A 19,653-nucleotide genomic window follows, 5' to 3' on the forward strand; every position below is an offset into this window, starting at 1 on the left:
GAGTTGCTCACTCCCAGCCGCGATAGGGAAGCTGCAATTGCGAGGTGGCGGTCTCGGTCGGCCAGACCGAGACATATTCGCGGCCGCGCAGCTGCACCAGCAGAACGGAGGCCAGCGTGTTCTGCCCCTTCTCGTCGAAGCGCACGCCGCGATACCCGATCATCAGCTGCTCGGCCTTCAGGTCAGTCGCGCGCAGCGCCGCCTGGATGGCGGCCGGCTGCGTCGAGCCCGCGCGATTGATGGCGTCGCAGGTGACGAGGAAGCCCTGCATGGTGCGCGCGGTGGTGTCGTCCATCTCGCGGCCGGTGCGGGCCTTGTAGAGCGCGTTGATCTTGAAGGAATTGCTACCCGGCCGGCTCGGGTCGAAAGCGCTGCGGTTGATGATGCCCTGCGCGGTGTCGCCCGCCGTCTGCACGAAATTGTCGTCCGAGAAGCCGGAGTTGTCGCCGATCAGGATGGGCGGACGGTAGCCCTGCGCGCGCATGGTGCGGGCATAGAGGATGGCATCCGAGGTGTAGCTGATGAAGATCGCAACATCGGGCTGCGCGTCCTTCAGCTGCAGCACCTGCGCCGAGACGTCGGCGCTGTTGGCCGCGTAGGGGATCTGCAGCGCGATGGAGAGGCCATGGGCATCGGCGGTGCGGCGGATGACGTCCGCGATCGACGTGCCGTATTCGGTGTTCTCGTTGACGATCGCGATCTTCGAGATCGGGCGGTCATTGACGCGGGCCGCCTTCAGGAACTCCATGTAGATGGCCGCGATGTCGGGGCCGATGGGCGTCGTGCGGAAGAACCAGCGGAAGCCGCGCTCCGTCAGGTTCGTCGCGACGGACTCGCCGTTCACGTAAGGAATGCCGTGCCGCTCGGCGATGGCGCTGGCCGTCTGGGTCAGGCCCGACTGATAGCCGCCGGTCAAAGCGACGACGCGCTCCTGCGTGATGAGGCGCAGCGCCTGGTTCTGCGCGACCGAGGGACTGCCCTGCTGGTCCGCCAGGACGAGCTGCAGCGGGCGGCCGCCGATCGCGGGGAAGCCCGTCGTCGCCATCAGCGGCATCGCCGCAAGGTCGGGCTGCGGCGTGTTGATCAGCTCCACAGCGAGTTCGAGGGCGGCTTTCGCGGCATTGCCGGCCGAGGCCGCGACCCCGGTGAGGGGGTGCAGCGCGCCGACCTTGATGGGCGCGCCCTGCGCCAGGGCGGGCACGCCAGTCAGCAGCGCGGGCGCGGCCAGCATGGAGCGTCGGGTGATGGACATTCGTTTTCCCCTGGGTGAACGCGGTCTTCGCCGCTGTTCATTACGAGGGCAGCCTAGCGACCTTGCGCGCCACCGCAAAGTGGCATCGCCCTTGCCTGCGGCGCGCAGCTGCGCGAGTTAGGCGCGACGAGGAGCGGCATCATGCAACGACGTGGATTGATGGGCGCGGCGGCGGGGGTTCTCGCGGCCGGCAAAGGGCAGGCGCAGAGCGCCGATCCGGCGGCGCGCTGGCCCCAGCGGGCGGTGCGCCTCATCGTTCCTGACTCGCCCGGCACCGGCAACGACACGACGGCCCGCCTCCTGGCGCCGCTGCTGGAAGCGGCGATGGGCCAGCCCTGGATCGTGGAGAACCGCGTCGGCGCCGGCGGGCGCATCGGCGTCGAGGCCGCCTATCGCGCGACGCCGGACGGCTACACCTTCCTGCTCGGCAATGCCGGCTCCAACGGCATCAACGCCGCGATCTACCGCGACCTTCCCTACGACCTCGCCACCGCCTTCGACCCGGTGTCGCTGCTGGTCGTGGGGCCCAACGTGCTCTTCGTGAAGCCCTCGCTGCTGCCGGTGACGACGGTCGCCGAGCTCGTCGAGACGATCCGGGCGCGGCCCGGCCAGTTCAGCTATGCCTCGGCCGGCGTCGGCTCCTCGGCGCATATGTCCATGGAGCTGTTCCGCCACCGCACCGGGCTCGACATCCAGCACGTGCCCTATCGCGGCGCCGCGGGCCTCGTTCAGGCGGTGCTGGCGGGCGAAACGCCGCTGGCCTTCGCCAACCTCGTGAACGTCATGCCGCAGCTGCGCAGCGGCGAGGTGCGGGCGCTGGCCGTGACCTCGCGCCGCCGGCAGCCCGACCTGCCCGAGCTGCCCACCATGGAGGAGAGCGGCCTGCCAGGCTTCGAGACACTGGCCTGGAACGCCCTGCTGGCGCCGCGCGGCACGCCGCCCGCCATCCGCGAGCGCGCCCGCGCGGAACTCGCGAAGCTGCGCGAAGATGCGGCGCTGAGCTCGCGCATCCGGCAGCTCGGCGGCACGCTCGTCGTCTCCTCGCCCGAGGAGCTGCAGGCCCGCCTCCAGAGCGACATCACGCAATGGCGCGGCCTGGCCGATGCCGTGGGGATCCAGGCGCAATGACCCGCATCGCGAGCGTCGACTTCCTCGGCGTCAACGTCACGCCCAAGACCAACTGGTGCTTCGTGCTCGTCCGCACCGAGGACGGGCTGACCGGGATCGGCGAATGCACCCTCGCCGATCACGAGGCGCTGCTGGAGGCCGAGGCCCGCCGGCTGGCGGCCCGCCTCGCCGGCGCCGATGCCCTGGCGCGCAACGCCATCGCGCGCCTCATCCCGCATGCGCCCGGCGGGCTGGTCGCGCATTCGCTGATCTCCGCGCTGGAGCAGGCGCTGTGGGACATCGCGGGCCAGGCGGCCGGGCGGCCGATCCACGCCATGCTGGGCGGCGCGCTGCGTGCGGCGGTGCCGCTCTATGCCAACATCAACCGCGGCGCGAACCCGCGCACGCCCGAGGGCTTCGCCGCCGCCGCGCGCCGCGCGCTGCAGGCCGGCTTCCGCGCCGTGAAGCTCGCGCCCTTCGAGCCCCTGGTCTGGGAGGACGCGGCCGATCCCGCCCAGCGCGCGGCCTATCACCAGGGCCTCGCGCGCATCGCCGCGGTCCGCGAGGAAGTCGGGCCGGCGGTGGACATCATGGTGGATGCGCATTGGCGCTTTTCGCCGGGCGGGGCCGCGGGCCTGGTGCGCGACGTCGCGCCCTTCGGGCTCTTCTGGCTGGAATGCCCGGTTTCCGAGGCGAACCACGCCGCGATCCGCGCCATCCGCTCGCTGGCCAACGACCGCGGCATGCGCCTCGCCGGCGCGGAGACGCTGGCCGGGCTCGGCGCCTATCGCACGATCGTCGAGGCCGGCTGCTATGACGTGCTGATGCCCGACATCAAATACGCGGGCGGGCATGAGGAGATCCGGCGCATCGCGGCGCTGGCGCAGACCGCGGGCATCGAGATCGCGCCGCACAACCCGACCGGGCCCGTCTGCCACGCCCATTCGGTGCATCTCTGCGCCACGCTGCCGAACCTGCTGCCGCTCGAGGTGCAGTTCGGCGAGACGGAGCGCTTCTTCACCATGGCCCCCGGCCACGACCTGCGCTTCGGCCCCGGCGAGGCCCGCCTGCCCGAGGTTCCCGGCCTCGGCATCGCGCTGGACGAGGACGGCGCCCGGGCAACGCCCTGGATCGAGATGACGCAGCCCTGGCTGGACCCGCGGCTGGGTTGAATTACCGCGATTGACGGAGCCGCCGGCGCGGCGCGACACTTCCCGGACCATCATCCGGGGAGGCCAGCGCCGCATGTGCGCCGCCGGCGAACATCCGCTGCCTTCATCGAAGCGCGACCGCGATGCGGGCACGCGCGAACACGCTCAGCCTGTATCCCCGTTTCCCCTGACCGGAAGGATCGTGCCATGCCGTTGGAAGGCCTGAACCACTACACCATCCGCGCCGTCGATCTTGCCCGGACGCGCGACTTCTACGTGGAGGTGCTGGGCCTGGAGGAGGGCCATCGCCCACCGCTCGGCTTCGAGGGGCACTGGCTCTATTGCGGCGGCGCGCCGACGGTCCATCTGGTCGGCGCAAGGCCACAGCGCGAGGCCGGCTGGCCCGATCGCGTCGCGGGCCCCACGGGGCTGTTCGACCATATCGCCTTCTCCTGCACCGGCCTGGCCGAGATGCGGGAACGGCTGAAGAAGAGCGGCGTCGCCTTCGAGGAGCGGATCGTCCCGCGCGACCGCCAGACGCAGCTCTTCCTGCACGATCCCGACGGCATCGCGGTGGAGCTGAACTACCCGCCCCGCGAGACCGCGCCCGCCTGACCGGCCGGCACCGAAAGGGCCATTGAGCATTCCCGATGCCGGGGAATAGGCTGGCGCCAAGGCCCGCATCCAAGCCGGGCCCTGGGAGATTCCGGTCCATGAGGAAACTGCTTCTGGCGAGCCTGGCCCTGCTGGCCCTCACCGCTGCGCCGCCCGTCCGTGCGGCCGATCCCCTGCCCCGCGCCGCACCGGAGGCCCTGGGCTTCTCGGCCGAGAGGCTGGACCGGATCCGCACCACGATGGAGGCAGACGTCGCGCGGGGGCAGCTTCCCGGCGCGGTCATCGCCATCGCCCGCCGCGGCCGGCTCGCCTATTTCCAGGCCTTCGGCCATCTGGACGGCGCGCGCACGCGCCCCATGCCGCTGGACGCCATCTTCCCCATCGCCAGCATGACCAAGCCGCTGACCGGCGTGGCGCTGATGACGCTGCTGGAGGAAGGGCGCCTCGCCCTCGGCGACCCCATCACGCGCTTCTTCCCCACGCTCGGCGACCGCCGCGTGGCCGTGGACGGCAACCCCGACAACACCGTGCCGGCGGTCCGCCCGATCACGCTGACGGACCTCGCGCGGCACACCTCGGGCATCACCTATGGCGGCCGGGGGACGACCGCGCTGCACCGGCTCTACCCGGCCTCCTCCAGCGCCGCCGCGCGCGACTACGACACGAACGGGCTGATCGCGAAGCTCGCCTCGCTGCCGCTGCTTTATCAGCCCGCCAGCGTCTGGGACTACAGCCTGTCCATCGACGTGCTGGGCGCCGTGGTCGAGCAGCAGACCGAGCAGCGGCTCGGCGAGGTCATGGCGCAGCGCATCTTCACCCCCCTCGGCATGGCCGATAGCGGCTTCCTGGTGAGCGAGGCGCAGCGGCCGCGCTATGCGACGCCCCTGCCGACGGATCCGACGACGGGCCGGCCGCAATCCGTGGAGATGGGGCTGAGTGCCCCGCGCCTGGACTGCGGCGGCGGCTGCGCCGTCTCCACCGCCGGCGACTATATCCGCTTCGCGCAGATGCTGCTGAACGGCGGCGCGCTGGACGGCCGGCGCATCCTCTCCCGCGCCAGCGTGGCCGAGATGGCGCGCGACCATCTCTACCCCGACATCCGCAACAACCTGACCCAGACCGAGGGCAACATGGTGAACTGGGGCTTCGGCCTCACCGTCGCCGTGCGGCGCGAGGGTGGCGCCACGATGCTCGGCAATCCGGGCATGTTCAGCTGGAACGGCGCCTATGGCACCGCGATGTGGGTGGACCCGCAGGAGGAGCTGGCCGTCGTCTTCATGGCCTCCACGCCCGGCGTGCTGCGCCAATACTATCGCCGCGTCATCAACGCCCTCGTCTACCAGGCGATCCTCGACTGAGGCCGGCCGGAAGGGGCTTCGCGCGGGCCGGGATCGGGGACAGCATCCCCGCCTGATTCGCGAGGATTTGATCATGCCCCTTCCCGCCCATCCCGTCTGGCGCTCCGGCCTCTTCGTGCCGGTGAATGTCGAGCGCTTCCTGGCCAAGGCTTCCTCGCGCGGCGCGGACGTCATCCAGCTCGACCTCGAGGACAGCATCGCCCCCGCCGACAAGGCCGAGGCGCGCAAGGCCTTGCCCGCCGCGGTGGAGCGCATCCGCAGGGAGGGCGTCTCGGACATCCTGGTCCGCATCAATCAGCCGCTGGAGCTCGCCGTGCGCGACCTGGAGGCGGCGGTGCTGCCCGGCGTCGACGGCCTCATGATCACCAAGGCCGAGGGGCCGGACCATCTGCGCCTGCTCGACGAGCTCGTCTCGCGGCTTGAGGCGCAGCGCGGCATCCCCGACCGCACGCTGCGCTTCATGGTGCTGATCGAGGCGCCGGGGCCGCTGGCCAACGCGCAGGAGATCGCGCGCGCCACGCCGCGCAACCTCGGCCTCTCGCTCGGCGCCGAGGACTACGCCACGGAGATGGGCGGCGAGCCGACGGCCGAGACGCTGCTGCTGCCCAAGCAGCAGGTGCTGCAGGCGGCGCGGACGCATGGGCTGATGCCCATGGGCACGATCGGCACCGTCGCCGACTACTCGGATCTGAAAGAATACGAGCGGATCGTGCGCCTCTCGGCCTCCTATGGCTTCGTCGGCGCCTCGGCGATCCATCCGGCGCAGGTCCCCGTCCTCAATGCCGGCTTCAGCCCCTCGGCCGAGGCGGTCGCGCGGGCCGAGAAGATCGTGACGCTGGACAAGGAGGCCGCGGCAGCCGGTCGCGGCTCCTGGTCGCTGGACGGAAAGATGATCGACATCCCCATCGTGCAGCGCGCCGAGGCGCTGCTGGTGCGCGCCCGGGCCATCGCGGAACGGGCGAAGCGCGCGGGCTGACGAGGCGCGGGGCGGGGCGGAACGGCGGCGGGTGCCGTTTCGCCCCGATGACCTGGTCGGCGAAGTTGACACCTCGAATTCCGGAGTCCAGATTTTCGTCAGTATATTACTGAAATCACTTAATATTATAGAGTGGCACGGAACCTGCTTTGCCTGATTGGTCGGCACTCCAACCCCGGGGCGCGACGAAACCAGGGAGAGCTATCATGTTCATGAATATGCGCGGCGCCGCTTCTGCCGCCGCCCTATCGATGGCAGTCATCTTCGGCCCTGCTGTCGCCAGCGCCGCCTCCGTCACCATCAATGCCACGGCGCCGAGCTGGTCGAACGTGGTCGGCGGCACCAACGTCAACACGGGCACCTCGGGCACCGGCAACAACACGGTCACGCAGGTCCATTGGGGCTCCCCCTCGAACAGCCAGAGCGGCCTGGGCTTCAATCCCGCCAACCCGCCGGCAGCCGTCGTCAACACGGACACCACCTTCCTGCTCGGCACGCTGACGCACTACAATGAGCCGATCAACAGCGGCACGGCGGCCAGCTCCGCCCGCCTGAACCTCGCGACCACCATCGCGGGCGCCGTGCCCAGCACGCAGACCTTCAGCTACCAGTTCCTGATCGACGAGACCCCGAACACCCCGCCCTGCGCCTATCCCAGCACCACGCCCTGCGCGGACCGCATCACCTTCAACAACCTGACCACCTCGTCGTCCTTCATGATCGGCGGCGTGCCCTACACGATCGAGCTGCTCGGCTTCTCGAGCAATGGGGGCGCCACCATCAGCAGCTCCTTCATCAGCCAGGAAGGCGGCTCGAACAGCATCCAGCTCTATGCGCGGATCACCACCCCGACCCCCGTGCCGGAGCCTGCCAGCTTCGCGATCCTCGGTGCCGGCCTGCTTGGCCTCGCCGCGGCCCGCAAGCGCCGCCAGAGCTGATCTCCGGATCGCTCGATGGGGAGAGGAAGGCTTGCCTTCCTCTCCCGCCTTCCGCTGCGGCGCCTCTCGGAGAGGCGTAAAGTTTACCTGCAGCTCCGTTTAAAATCCTTGCATTGTTGCGATGCGGCATACATTTCGCCGCCACCGACCAGGCGCGATCCGTCGCGTTTCCAGCCCAGGACCGCCGAAGGCGGGGACCGGCTCGGGGAGGACGGATGGCAGCAGACTGGCGCAATCGCCCGCCTCGCCGGCCACCCGGCCTCTCCTCCCTGGCCCTCACGACGCGGCCCTCATCAGGAGATCAGCCACGCGGCCTCGGTCGCAGCGCCCCATCCCTATGGCAAGTCCTATATCCAACACCGGCGATACCGCGCTCACGCGCGCCATCGCCTCGTGCCGCGGTCTTTTCTGGACCGTCGGCGTCTTCTCCGGCGTCGCGAACCTGCTGCAGCTGACGGTGTCGCTGTACATGATGCAGGTCTTCGACCGCGTGCTGACCACGCGCAACACCGACACCCTCGTCTATCTGACCATCATCGCGATCGCGGCCATCGGCGTCCTCGCCGCGCTGGACGCGATCCGCGGCGCCATCATGCGCCGCATGGCGGGATGGATGGAGCGCCGGATCGCGCCCGAGGGCTTCGCGCGCGCGCTGGAGGCGCGGCTGCGCGGCCGGCCCTATCGCATGGAGGCGCTGCGGGACCTTTCCACGGTTCGGGGCTACCTCGGTTCGCCCGGCATGCTGGCGATCTACGACCTGCCCTGGGTGCCGGTGTACCTCTTCGTGATCTTCCTCCTGAACCCGATCCTCGGCGCCGTGGCGCTGGGCGGCGCCCTGCTGCTGATGCTCCTCACCCTCGTCAGCGAGGCCGTGACCACGCGCCTGCTGCGGGAGGCGGGAACGGCGGCCCAGGCCACGCAGCGCCGCGCCGACGCCATCGGCCGCAATGCCGAGGTGATCGACAGCATGGGGATGCTGCCGGCCGTCCTGTCGCGCTGGCAGGAGGAGGTGGCGCGGATGATCCCGCCGCAGTCCCGCGCGGCCGACCGGGCCAGCTGGATCACCGGCCTCACCCGCTTCGCCCGCCTCGCCGTCCAGCTCGCGATCCTGGGCCTCGGCGCCTGGCTGGTGCTGCGGCAGCAGATGACGGCGGGCTCCTCCATCGCGGCCTCCATCATCATGGGCCGGGCGCTGGCCCCGGTCGAACAGCTGGTCGGCGCCTGGAAGCAGCTGGTCGACGCGCGGCAGTCCTTCCGCCGGCTGCAGACCTTCCTGGCCTTGCCCCGCCTTCGACCCGAGGGGATGCGCCTGCCCTCCCCGGCCGGCTGGCTCTCGGTCGAGCGCCTTTCCTACGTGATCCCGGGCAGCCAGGAGGCCGTGCTCAAGGGCGTCGGCTTCGCCCTCTCGCCCGGCGAATCCCTGGCCATCATCGGCCCGTCGGCCGCCGGCAAGACGACGCTGCTGCGCCTGCTGGTCGGCGTGGCGCCGCCTTCCACCGGCCATGTCCGGCTCGACGGCGCGGATGTCTTCCTCTGGCAGCGCGAGGATTTCGGCCGCCACGTCGGCTACCTGCCGCAAGATATCGAGCTCTTCGACGGCACCGTGTTCAGCAACATCGCCCGCCTGACCGATTCCGGGCCGGAAGCGGTCTTCGAGGCCGCGAAGCTCGCCGGCTGCCACGAGATGATCCTGCGCCTCCCCGAAGGCTACGACACGCAGATCGGCGAGGGCGGTATCCATCTCTCGGGCGGGCAGCGGCAGATGATCGGCCTGGCCCGCGCCTTCTTCGGCGATCCGAAGTTCGTCGTGCTGGATGAGCCGAGCGCCAGCCTCGACGGCGAGGGCGAGCAGGCGCTGGCCCGCGCCCTGGCCACGCTGAAGGAGCAGGGCACGACGGTCGTGGCCGTCACGCACCGGCCCTCGCTGGTCCAGGCCCTCGACAAGGTGCTGGTTCTGAAAGCCGGCACCGTCGCCACCATCGGGCCCAGGGGCGAGGTCATGCGCCGGCTGGCGCCGCCCGCCGCCCGCCTCGCCGCCGTTGCGGAGGAAACGCCATGAACATCCGCCAGGGCCTCGTGCCCGCCACCGCCATCGGCCTGGACTTCAGCACCGGCGACCGGGATCGCCCGCACACGAAGCGCCTCGTCGCCGCCGGCCTGATCATCACCGTGGGCCTCTTCGGCGGGTTCATGACCTGGGCGGTGCTCGCGCCGTTGGCCGAGGCGGCGATCGCGCCGGGCGTCATCAAGGTCGAGGGCACGCGGCGCACGCTGTCGCATCTCGAGGGCGGCATCGTCCGGGAGATCCTGGTGCGCGACGGCAGCCGCGTCGAGGCCGGGCAGCCCGTCATGCGGCTGGACGACGTTCAGTCCGGCTCGGCGCTCGAAGGCTTCCGGGCGCAACGCTTCGCGCTGCTCGCCCAGGCGGCACGGCTGGAGGCCGAGGCCGCCGATGCCTCCGCGATCAGCTTCCCCGCCGATCTCGCCTCCGCCGGGAATTTCCGCGCGCAGGAAGCCATGGCCGGCCAGCGCGCGCTTTTCGACGCGCGGCAGGCCAGCCTCGCCAGCCAGCTCACGGTCCTGGAATCGCGGGTGTCGCAACAGCAGGCCGCGATCGCGGGCGCCGAGGGGCAGATCGAGGCGACGCATCGGCAGCTCGATCTCATGCGGCAGGAGGAGGCGATGCGCAGCAACCTGGTGCGCCAGGGGCTGGCTCGCATTCCCGACCTGCTGGCCCTGCAGCGGGGCCTGGCGGCGCTGGAAGGCCAGGAGCAGGACCTTCTGGGCCAGGTGCGACGCGCCGAGGGCATGATCGCCGAGGCGCGGAACGGCATCACCCAGGCCCGCGACATGCGCCGGCAGGAGGTTGGGACCGAGGCGCGGGACGTCGCCGGGCGCCTGGCCGAGGCGGAGGAGCGCCTGCGCGCGGCCGCCGATGTCTCCGCGCGCCGCGAGCTTCTGGCGCCGGAGGCCGGCACGGTGGTGAACCTGCGCCAGTTCACGCTGGGCGCCGTACTGCGGCCCGGCGATCCCGTCATGGATCTGGTGCCCGCGGCCGATCGGCTGGTCGCCGAGGTCAATGTGCAGCCGAACGACATCGACGTGGTGCATGCCGGGCTTCCGGCCGATGTGCGGCTCCCGGCCTTCCGTGCGCGCCTGGTTCCGGTGCTGCACGGCCACGTGACCTTCGTGGCCGCCGACGTGACGACGGACCCGCAGACCCAGGCCAGCCATTTCCGCGCGCATATCCGCATCGACGAGGAGCAGCTGGCGGCGCTTCCCGGCGTGACGCTCGTCGCGGGCATGCCGGTTGAGAGTTACATTCAGATCGGGACACGAAGCTTCTGGAAATATTTGACTCAACCTATCCGCGACAGTCTGACCCGCGCCTTCACGGAGCAATAGGCTCCAGCTTTTCTGTCGTCGGCGCGGAAATATCGACGGATCATCCACGCCTGGGACGCTCCGACAAGGTGCGATCCCAGGGATGTGAATAACACTTACAATTAATTCTATTTTTGGACGCAAAAAGAAAATTAGTTTCACAAAATATAAAATTTACTCGTATTTTTCGCTGATTTTATTAATGGCGGCCAGTCGGCAATTCGGTATCATATAAACCAGAATGCAAACCGAGATGGCTCTCCCGATGACCGCCCATTCGCTCGGACAGCGATGACGAGGGGACGCGCTTGAACGCCGACTCCCCCAGCACCTGCCTGGCGGAGATCATCGTCACGCTGCAGGCAGAAGGATTGGAAAAGGCCGCGGATCTCCTGGCGGTCCTGCCGCTTGGCAGGCGGATGGGCTTCGTCCTCTTTCTCGACACGCAGGAACAGGTGGCCCAGCTGACGAAACAGCTGTCGACCTCGCCGCCCCTTCCGGCCGTCACCGCCGCCGATGGAATGCCCATCCTGGCCGACCAGCTTCACGTGAGCGCGGCGGGCGCCTTCAACGTGACGGCGGGGGCGCTGCATGCACTGGCGCCGGCCTCCCGCTCCGATCCGCGGGCTGCCTTCGACGACATGCTGCGCGACCTCGCGATGAGCCACGGCGCCAAGGCCGTGGCCATCATGCCGAGGGCCTCGCGACAACTCCCCGGGGCCGAGCTGTTCCGCGAGGCCGGCGGGCATCTCATCGACGCGGAACTTGCCCTCCGCCACGCCGGCTGGGCGGAGGAATTGTTCCAGGGCGAGACAACCCCCCCTGCCCGGCTCGACCCCAAAAGCGTCGAGGCCCGGCCGCTTCGCGCCCGCCGGGCGGCCCGGCGCGCAATCCCGCCCAGCGAAAGCCCGCGGATGGACGCCGCGATTGGTGCTGCTTCCCAGAAGCCGGAAGGCCTTCTCGGCGATCCCGCCGATCTTGCGATGCTCGAGGAACGCTTCCTGCCAGCGCTGGCCGCCGCCCGTGCCCCTGCCTCCGCCCACCTTCGCGTCTGGGTGCCAGGCTGCGGCACCGGCGAGGCCGCCTACGCGATCGCGATGGCCGCCAATGCGGCGGCCATCCAGGCCGGCCTCGCCCTGCAGGTCCTCGCTTCCGACCCCAGCGCGGCCGCGATCGATCAGGCGCGCCGGGGCATCTATCCGCGCGAGGCCGTCGCCAAGATCCCGCCCTCCCATGTCGGGCGATATCTTCGTGAGCAGGACGGCGAATGGCGGGTGGAAGACGCGCTTCGCTCCCGCATCGTCTTCGGCACGCATGAGCTCCTGCACGATCCCCCCTTCTCCCGCATCGACCTCATCGCCTGCCCGAGCCTGCCGGGCGCGCTTCTGCCGGCGACGCGATCGCGGGTCCTGGGCGCCTTCCGCTTCGCGCTGAACCCCGCGGGGCTGCTCTACCTGCCGGAAGGCGAGGAGGTTCCGGCCGATGCAGGGTTCGACCCGATCTCCGTACGGCCGCATCTCCTCCGGCGCATCGCGGCCATGGACAGTGCCCGGGCGCCGGCGCGGCGAAATGCCTCCGCCCAGGCGATGCCGCAGGACCTCGCCCTGGCCAAGCGCGCCGCCGCCGAGGAATTCAACCCCGCCGCCATCCTGATCGATGCAGCCAGGGGCGTGGCCGCCACGGTCGGCCCCGTCGAGCGCTTCGCCGAGGTGGCGATCGGCGACACGCCGGAGGATCTCCTCTCCCACGCCGCGCCGTGGCTTCGTCGCGGCCTTTCGCACGCTGTCACAAAAGCCTGGCGAACCGGCCAGGACCAGTCCTGGCAGGCCCTGCGCCCCGGGACGGATTCCATCGCCCAACCCGTCGCCATCCGCGCGCGGCATCTGCGCGACGGTGATCGGGCACTGCTGCTGGTCAGCCTGCACGAGCTGCCGGTTGCTGCCCCGGCCGGCGCACCGCAGCCGAGCAGACCCATCGACCCGGACCTGGCCGAGGAAAGCGAGACGCTGCGGGAAGCGATCGAGAGCCAGCGCCTGCAACTCGCCGCCCTTCGGCAGCAAGCGAGCCTCGCGCGCGAAGAGGCGTTGTCGCTTCAGGAAGAACTCGCCTCGGCCCATGCGCAGCTGGAGGAGGAGCGCCGGCGGCAGCGCGGCGTGGAACGGCTGCAGGATATCCTGCGCAGCTGCGGCATCGCGATGCTGGTGCTCGACCCGGCGCTCTCCATCCGCTTCTTCACCTCCTCGCCGCTGCTGCCATTCCGGATGATCCCGGGCGACATCGGCCGGCCGCTGGCCGATATCGCGCCGTTGGTCGACGACCCGGACCTCCTGGAGGGCGCCGCGCGCGTCCTGGCGACGCGGGGGACGGCTAGCCGGGAGCTGGAAGGGCCTGACGGGGCCTGGCTCATGCGGCGGATCCATCCCTGCCTGGACCGGCATGAGGCCGTGACCGGCCTGGTCGTCACCTATGCCGATATCCGGGAGACCAAGGCCGCTGGAAACCGCGCGGATGCGCTACGCGGCATGGCGGCCGACATCGTCCAGAGCTACGGCCGGCCGGTCGTCATGATGGACGCGAACCTGCACGTCGTCTTCGCCAACGACGCCTTCCACGAGACCTTCGGCTCCGATGACGGGCACGACGACGAGAATACGCTCCGCCTGCTCATCGGACCCGCGCTGCGCGCCGTGCCGCATCTCGCAACCTTCCTCACCGGCCGCGACGACCGGTTCGAGCGGATCGAGGACTGCGTGATCCAGGCCACCCTGCCCGCGATGGGCCTGCGGACGCTGCGGCTGGCGGTCAGCCGCGTGCCGCCGGGCCGGACGCTCATCGTCGTGGAGGATGTCACCGAGCGCGTCGTCGCGACCGCCGGCCTCGAAAAAGCGAAGGCGGCAGCCGAGCGTGCCAACCGCGAGAAATCGCGGCTCCTGGCCACCATCAGCCAGGAGCTGCGCCCCTCGCTGCGGGATATCGAGGAGCTGTCCCAGGGCCTGCGCGAGCCCGAAGGCCCGGCTGGTCTGACGCCGAAGCAGCGCGGCCTCGAGATCGGGCTGCGCGAAATGTCGGGCATCCTGGATGCCTTGCAGGACGGCGCCCGGCTCGATCTGGGTACCTTCAACATGAGCTCCTCGACCTTCGCGCTCGGCGCGCTGCTGGAGGAGATCGACCTGGATTTCACCCAGGAGGTCCGTGCGCGCGGCCTGCGCTGGCGCGTCCTTGCAAGCGAGCGCGTGGTGGTCAGCGACGCGCAGCTCCTGCACCAGGTGCTGAGGAACCTCATCTCCGTCCTCCTGCGCTATACGGCGACGGGGCGGATCCTCGTCGGTTGCCGGCGCCGGGGCGAGCTTCTCGGCCTGGAGGTCTGGAGCGAGGGGCTGCAGATCCCGCTTCCGGTGCTCCGCGCCTCCTTCGATCCCCGCGTGGACGGGCCGGCCTTCGGCGAAAGTGCAGATGCTTCCCGCTTCGGCCTGGAGGTCGCGCATCGCCTGAGCGAGCTCCTCGGCCATCCGATCCGCCTCGAAACACGCGTCCCGGGCACGCCGGCCTTCATCATGGAACTGCCGACGGCCGCGCGCCCGGCAACGCGTCTGCTTTCCGGCGGGGATCAGGAGGGACAACGGCCGATCCTCATCGTCGGCGAGATGTCCATGCTCGCCGACTCGCTGCGGCTCCTGCTCGAGCAGGACGGCTATACGGCGATGCTGGCGACGGACGCCCCCTACGCCATCGGCCTTGCCGTCGAGCACCCGCCGGCGCTCATCGTCGCGGAATACGAGCTGCCTGGCCGCCTTACCGGCCTCGATCTCGCACGGCGGATCGGCGACACGCAGGACCCGCCGCCGCCCGCCATCCTGCTGACGGGCGATCTTCCAGCCGCCCTGCTGCATGACATCGCCAGCGCCGACTTCACGCACGTGCCGGAGTCGATCCGGCCTGAGGAACTGCTCGAACTCATCCGACGCCAGCTTCCACGGGCCAGCGCGCCCGCCACGATGCCCGCCTCGCTGGGCCGGATCTTCATCGTGAACAGCGATGCCACCTCACGCCTCGCCATGGGGGAATGGCTGCAGAACCACGGCTGGGTCACGGAATGCTTCGCAAGCGCGGAGGTCTTTCTCGACAGCGACACGCCGGAACGCCGCGGCTGCGTGCTGGTCGACTGGTCGCTGGCGGGGATGGGCGGCCTCGCGCTGCTGGGCATCCTGCGGCCTTTGAGCCACCGGCTGCCGGTGATCATGCTCGCCGAGCAAGGCGACATCCGCCTGGCGGTGCGGGCGATCTCGGAGGGCGCGATCGATTTCATCAAGCGCCCCGTCCAGTACGACGCGCTGCTGCGAAGCATCGAGAAGGCCATGCTGAAGGTGGCAGCCAGCGCCCAGCACCAAGCCTCAAGGACAGAGCTGACGGTGCGCCTGGCCAGCCTCACGCAACGCCAGCGCGAGATCCTGGAAAGGATCGTCGCCGGCATGCCGAACAAGATCATCGCGGCGGAATTGAACCTGAGCCAGAGGACGGTCGAGAACCACCGGGCGGCCCTGATGTCCAAGCTGGGTGCGCGGTCACTCTCGGAACTGATCCGGATCGTGGTGGCCGCGCCTTAACCGGCGTACGGAGGAGGCTGTGGTCCTACTCCGCCGTGAGGGCCTCATCCGATCCCGGGCCACGGGCGACGGCCCGGGCAAAGGCAATGAGGGCGAGCCGCCGGCGCGGATCGCTGATGGCCCCATAGGCCTCGACGAGCTCGACCAGATCGTCGGACGCCGCGCCGTCGAGCAGCTGGGCGGGCATGGCCGGGGTGGTCGCCTTGGCGCTCATCAGCACCTCGGGCCGCGTGCCCAGAGCAGCTGCGATGGCCATGAGCCGGCTCGCGGCGACGCGCGTCGCGCCCGTCTCGTAGCGGTGGAACTGCGCGCCGGTCACGCCGATCGCCATGGCGATCTCCTTCTGCGTATGACCGGCGGCGCGCCGGAGCTCCTTGATCCGCACACCGACCCGAGCATCGGCGGAAGTCGGCGATCGGTTATTGAGCCCCACCTCGTCGGCCAGCTGAGCGCGGCCGGCGTTTGTGTCGATCCGGCCATCGCCAGATCCGATTTTCACACTGTGCAGCATCCCTTACCCTCCTTCACTTCCATATGCCGCCGTGACCTGGACATAACTGACCTATGCCTCGGTGAAGCCTGGTGACGCCGCTGTGGCGCTCGGCATCAGCCCTCAATACGGATAGGACGGCTGAGTTTCCCTTCCAGTTGATCGCGCCGTGCGGTTTTCGTCACACGACTGATCGAGAAGGAAATTACCTGACGCCCTGCCGCCGTGACAGGATCGGAAAATACTCAGGCCAGGACATGGATTTTTGGGTCGGCAAGGGCCCCTCGGGCGCCAACTCGCCCGAGGGTTGCAATCATTATAGGAGCCGGGCGTCGCTCTGCGGAAAATACCCGGCCCCAAATTGCGCAGAACGAAGAGCGTGGATTGCACGCAATCTCATAGCTAACGCAATTAACTATTTAATCGACTGTCCTAGAACGAGAAAATCGCATCTCCCTGGTGGGGCACCGGGGTTTGGACATGATGCTCCATCTCGTTGGATGACACGACCTCAACGTAAAGGTTGTGATCCGCCGGGGCAGTCCCCACGCCGTCCTGCAGGGAAGCGGCCGCCGGATCATGCCCCTGGTCGATCGAATGCTGAAGCTCGATTGCCTCCGCCTCGGTCTGGGCCTGCGAAGCGGTCGCGGCGACCTCTTGCCCCGCCCCCTCACCCGGCGTGGCCGCCGTGACCCCGTGCCCGTCCTCCGAGACGAGGATCCGGGAGACATCCGCCGCAGCGAGCGCCACCGGTGCCGCCGCCTTCGCGCCACTGAAGGAGAAGGCCGCATCGCCTTCGTTGAAAAGGCTTGCGGCGAAGTGGAGATCCACTCCGTTCAGCGAAGCGGAATCGAGGTAGAGGTTTCGATCCGTATCCGCGGTTCCGCCCCAGGCATCGTTGAGGAAGCGCACCGTCACCGCATGCTCGCCGTCGGAGAAGTTGCCCGTCAGCTCGAGGAACTGCTGCTCCCCCGCCGCATGCGACGCCGTGACCGCGCCGCGGCTTACCTCCTGCCCATCGACCAGGACGGCGTACTGGGCATCGCCCCGCCATTCGTCCTGCGACAGCGCGAGGCGCAGCACGTCCGGCCCGGTCGACGGCGCGGTGCCACCTTCCGTCTGGCCCGGCGGCGTCGTGCCCGGAGAGGTGGGCGAGATGGCGAAGTCCGCCTCGCCATTCTCCAGCAGTGCCTGGTGCTGGCCGGTGTCCACGCCATTCACCAGCACGGCCTGGACATGGAGGTTGCGATCGGTGTCGGCCGACCCGCCCCAGGCATCGTTGAGGAACTCCACGGTGATCTTATGCGCCGCGTCCGCCGCGTAGTCGCCGAGATCGATCTTCTCGCCGCCGGCGGTGTGCTGGGCCGAGACCGTCCCGCGGAACACCTCCTCCCCGTCGACGCGAATGACGGCGAGAGGGTCGCCATTCCAGCTCTCCGCGCCGAGCACGACGGCAAGCGAGACGTGGTCGCCAGGATGGCCGGCTTCCGGCTTACCGGGTGTCGTGCCCGGATCGGTGCCGGGATGGGTACCGGGATCCGTGCCGGGATGCGTTCCCGGATCCGTCCCGGGGATCGTGCCCGGATCCGTCCCCGGATGCTCGCCCGAACCGTTGCCGGGTTCAGGCGGCGTCACCACCGGCACCTGGCCGACATGGTCGGGGCTGACCCCCGGCTTCGGCGCCGAACCGTCCGGTCCCGCGATGGCGTAGGTCGGGTCGCGCTGGTAGTCGCTCGTCCCGGTGAAGGGCGGCGCGTCGTGCATCAGCGCGTCATAGGCCGCCTTCGCCTCGGCCGAGCCGGTCAGCCGGTAGATGCCCGCCAGCGTCGCCAGCGCCAGCTGCGCATAGTCGCCCTGGGTCTGGGACCAGCCGTCCCCGTTGCTCCAGCCGCGCGCCTCGGTCTGCTCGCCGATCTGCGCCCAGGTCGTGTAGGGCGCGGAACCATCAGCGGTATCGCTGATGGCGATCAGATAGGCCGCGCCATCATGCTGGTCGAAGCCCTCCGCCGCATGGGTGAAGCGGCCCACGAGGAAATTGGCCTGCCAGTTCAGGAAGGTCAGCGCATCCGCGTTGCCGCGGCTGGCGGCCGCGATCACGGTGGAGGCGAAGTAGTCCTGCTGCCAGGGCGGCATCGCGCCCGCGGCGCCATAGTTTCCCGGCACCCAGCCATGCGCCTCGCCCTGCTGCGCGGTCCATTCCGGGATCTTGGAGACGAGCCAGGCGTAGTTGTCGGCCGAGGCTTTCTGGAAATAGGCCTGCTCGGGGCTGCCATCCGGCGCGGTCCAGGCCGCCTCGTCGATCTCGCGCAGCGCCCAGGCCGCGCCTCGCACCTGGTTCTCGTTGATGACGTTGTCGTCCGCACCGCCGCGCGTCGGCGGGTACTGGCCGAGGATGTTGGAGGCAGCCTGCGCCGAAAGGTTGTCGAGCATCCAGCGCTCGCCCGTCAGCACATAGGGCACGAAAGAGAGGTTCGGCTGGTGGGCGACGTCCACGGTCCAGCCCGTGTCGTCCGGCACCTGCTGGGTGAGCCCGCCCGAGTTGGCGTCGCCGGGCGTGCCGGTGCCGCCGCGGCCATCCGTCCAGAGCTGGGGATAGTCGTCGGTGCTCAGCCAGGTCTTGTTCGCGGCGTCCCAGAAGTTCCAGGGCACCGAGCCGGAAGCTTCTGCCTGGCCCATCGCATAGGCCGCCGCATGCGCGTCCTGGCTGATCAGCCAGGAGGTATTGGCCAGCGTGGTGAAGCCGATATCCGCGCGGCCGCCAGTGCCCGGCATGTAGGGCGAGACGCCGTTCATCGCGAGCGGATCGCCCCAGCCCGCGGCCTGGGTGGCGGCGGCATATTCGGCGAGAAGGCTCGGATTGACCGAAAGCCCCAGGTCGTAGCCGGCGACGACGCCGGCCTCCTGCAGATGGGAGACGTCGTGCCGGATGTTCAGCCAGCCGGCGCTGGGATCGCCCGTCCCCTGCCCGCCATCGGCGGCGTTGCTGGAGAAGCTCTCGTGCCAGTTCTGGTACTGGGCCTGGCTTACCGTCTCGCGGGCCGCCTCGCGGCCGTCCATGTGGACGGTGAGGTCGTAGTCGACGCGGCCGCCCGAGGCGCCCATGGCGCCGTCGTTGTTGAACTGGGCGTCGACCGAGAAGCCGCCGCCCTTATAGGCCGTCACGTCGAAGACGAGGCGCTGGGAGCCGGCGAGGTCGACCTCCACGCGCGCCTGGGTCGCCAGCTCACCCTGCTGCCAGAAGCTGGCGGTGCCGGCGGCCATGGCCTTCTGCAGGGCGTCGAGCACGTCCACGCTGACATGCGAACCGCCATGGATATCGAGATCGACCACGAAGGAGTGGCCGGACAGCGCCTGGTTGAGCTCGATGGCAGCGGCGGAGGTGGGCGCGCCGGTCGCGAGCTTGACGTCGAGCGTGGTGCCGGCGGCGATGGCGGGACGCTCGACGGACAGCACCGCCATCTTCACCGAACCATCGGCGTAGCGTGTCTTCACATCGAGCTGAACCGCGTGGGAGACGCCGCCGAAATCGGCGGTGAGCGAAGAACCCTGGGGAACTTCACCGGGAAGGAAGACCTGGCCGAAGCTGGCCACTCCGGCCTGCAACGTCGAGATGCCAGCATTCTCGAAACCGAGACTAACAATGTCGGGCAATGGATTCTCCGATAGTTCTCACACAGCGGCGCTCATCTGCCCGCCAGACCGCCGAAACCAAAGCGAAGAATCATTAAATCCGACGACAAGAAATTTACCAAAACAAAAAATTTATAATTACTTATAA

Annotated in this window: 12 protein-coding genes; 9 read left to right on the forward strand and 3 right to left on the reverse strand. The window is 69.5% G+C overall.

Features of this window, described 5'->3' with window-relative positions; translation table 11 throughout:
- Positions 1-7: 7 nt before the first annotated feature.
- On the reverse strand, positions 8-1,252 hold the full coding sequence (locus tag KHU32_RS13740) for an ABC transporter substrate-binding protein (protein ID WP_213670645.1): 1,245 nt from the start codon (positions 1,250-1,252) through the stop codon (positions 8-10).
- 141 nt (positions 1,253-1,393) lie between these two features.
- Here KHU32_RS13740 and KHU32_RS13745 point away from each other — a divergent pair, with 141 nt between their 5' ends.
- The 9 genes from KHU32_RS13745 (at position 1,394) to KHU32_RS13785 (ending at position 15,385) form a co-directional block, all read left to right on the forward strand.
- Entirely contained in the window at positions 1,394-2,380 is a 987-nt protein-coding gene (locus KHU32_RS13745; RefSeq protein ID WP_213670646.1) for a Bug family tripartite tricarboxylate transporter substrate binding protein, read from the forward strand.
- Entirely contained in the window at positions 2,377-3,531 is a 1,155-nt protein-coding gene (locus KHU32_RS13750) for a mandelate racemase/muconate lactonizing enzyme family protein (RefSeq protein WP_213670647.1), read from the forward strand. The genes KHU32_RS13745 and KHU32_RS13750 overlap by 4 nt, the downstream gene beginning before the upstream one ends.
- A gap of 186 nt (positions 3,532-3,717) precedes the next feature.
- Positions 3,718-4,125: a VOC family protein gene (locus KHU32_RS13755; protein ID WP_213670648.1), complete on the forward strand. Its 408-nt coding sequence runs from the start codon at positions 3,718-3,720 to the stop codon at positions 4,123-4,125.
- Between the two features lie 98 nt (positions 4,126-4,223).
- On the forward strand, positions 4,224-5,483 hold the full coding sequence (locus tag KHU32_RS13760; RefSeq protein WP_213670649.1) for a serine hydrolase domain-containing protein: 1,260 nt from the start codon (positions 4,224-4,226) through the stop codon (positions 5,481-5,483).
- Between the two features lie 73 nt (positions 5,484-5,556).
- Positions 5,557-6,459, forward strand: coding sequence for an HpcH/HpaI aldolase/citrate lyase family protein (locus KHU32_RS13765; protein WP_213670650.1), 903 nt, complete (start codon positions 5,557-5,559; stop codon positions 6,457-6,459).
- Positions 6,460-6,665: 206 nt separating this feature from the next.
- Positions 6,666-7,397, forward strand: a complete 732-nt coding sequence (locus KHU32_RS13770; protein WP_213670651.1) for a THxN family PEP-CTERM protein — start codon at positions 6,666-6,668, stop codon at positions 7,395-7,397.
- Positions 7,398-7,734: 337 nt separating this feature from the next.
- Positions 7,735-9,456, forward strand: a complete 1,722-nt coding sequence (locus KHU32_RS13775; protein WP_213670652.1) for a type I secretion system permease/ATPase — start codon at positions 7,735-7,737, stop codon at positions 9,454-9,456.
- Complete coding sequence (locus KHU32_RS13780) at positions 9,453-10,802, forward strand: HlyD family type I secretion periplasmic adaptor subunit (protein WP_213670653.1); 1,350 nt, start codon at positions 9,453-9,455, stop codon at positions 10,800-10,802. The genes KHU32_RS13775 and KHU32_RS13780 overlap by 4 nt, the downstream gene beginning before the upstream one ends.
- A 287-nt stretch (positions 10,803-11,089) precedes the next feature.
- Positions 11,090-15,385: a CheR family methyltransferase gene (locus KHU32_RS13785; RefSeq protein WP_213670654.1), complete on the forward strand. Its 4,296-nt coding sequence runs from the start codon at positions 11,090-11,092 to the stop codon at positions 15,383-15,385.
- Between the two features lie 25 nt (positions 15,386-15,410).
- Here KHU32_RS13785 and KHU32_RS23320 read toward each other — a convergent pair whose 3' ends face one another.
- Together KHU32_RS23320 and KHU32_RS13795 are read right to left on the reverse strand one after the other, a co-directional pair.
- A complete protein-coding gene (locus KHU32_RS23320; protein ID WP_213670655.1) occupies positions 15,411-15,884 on the reverse strand; it encodes a helix-turn-helix domain-containing protein in 474 nt (157 codons plus the stop codon).
- 423 nt (positions 15,885-16,307) lie between these two features.
- Positions 16,308-19,526, reverse strand: a complete 3,219-nt coding sequence (locus KHU32_RS13795) for a carbohydrate-binding domain-containing protein (RefSeq protein WP_213670656.1) — start codon at positions 19,524-19,526, stop codon at positions 16,308-16,310.
- Between the last annotated feature and the right edge of the window lie 127 nt (positions 19,527-19,653).

Source organism: Roseococcus pinisoli, assembly GCF_018413645.1.
Classification (GTDB): domain Bacteria; phylum Pseudomonadota; class Alphaproteobacteria; order Acetobacterales; family Acetobacteraceae; genus Roseococcus; species Roseococcus pinisoli.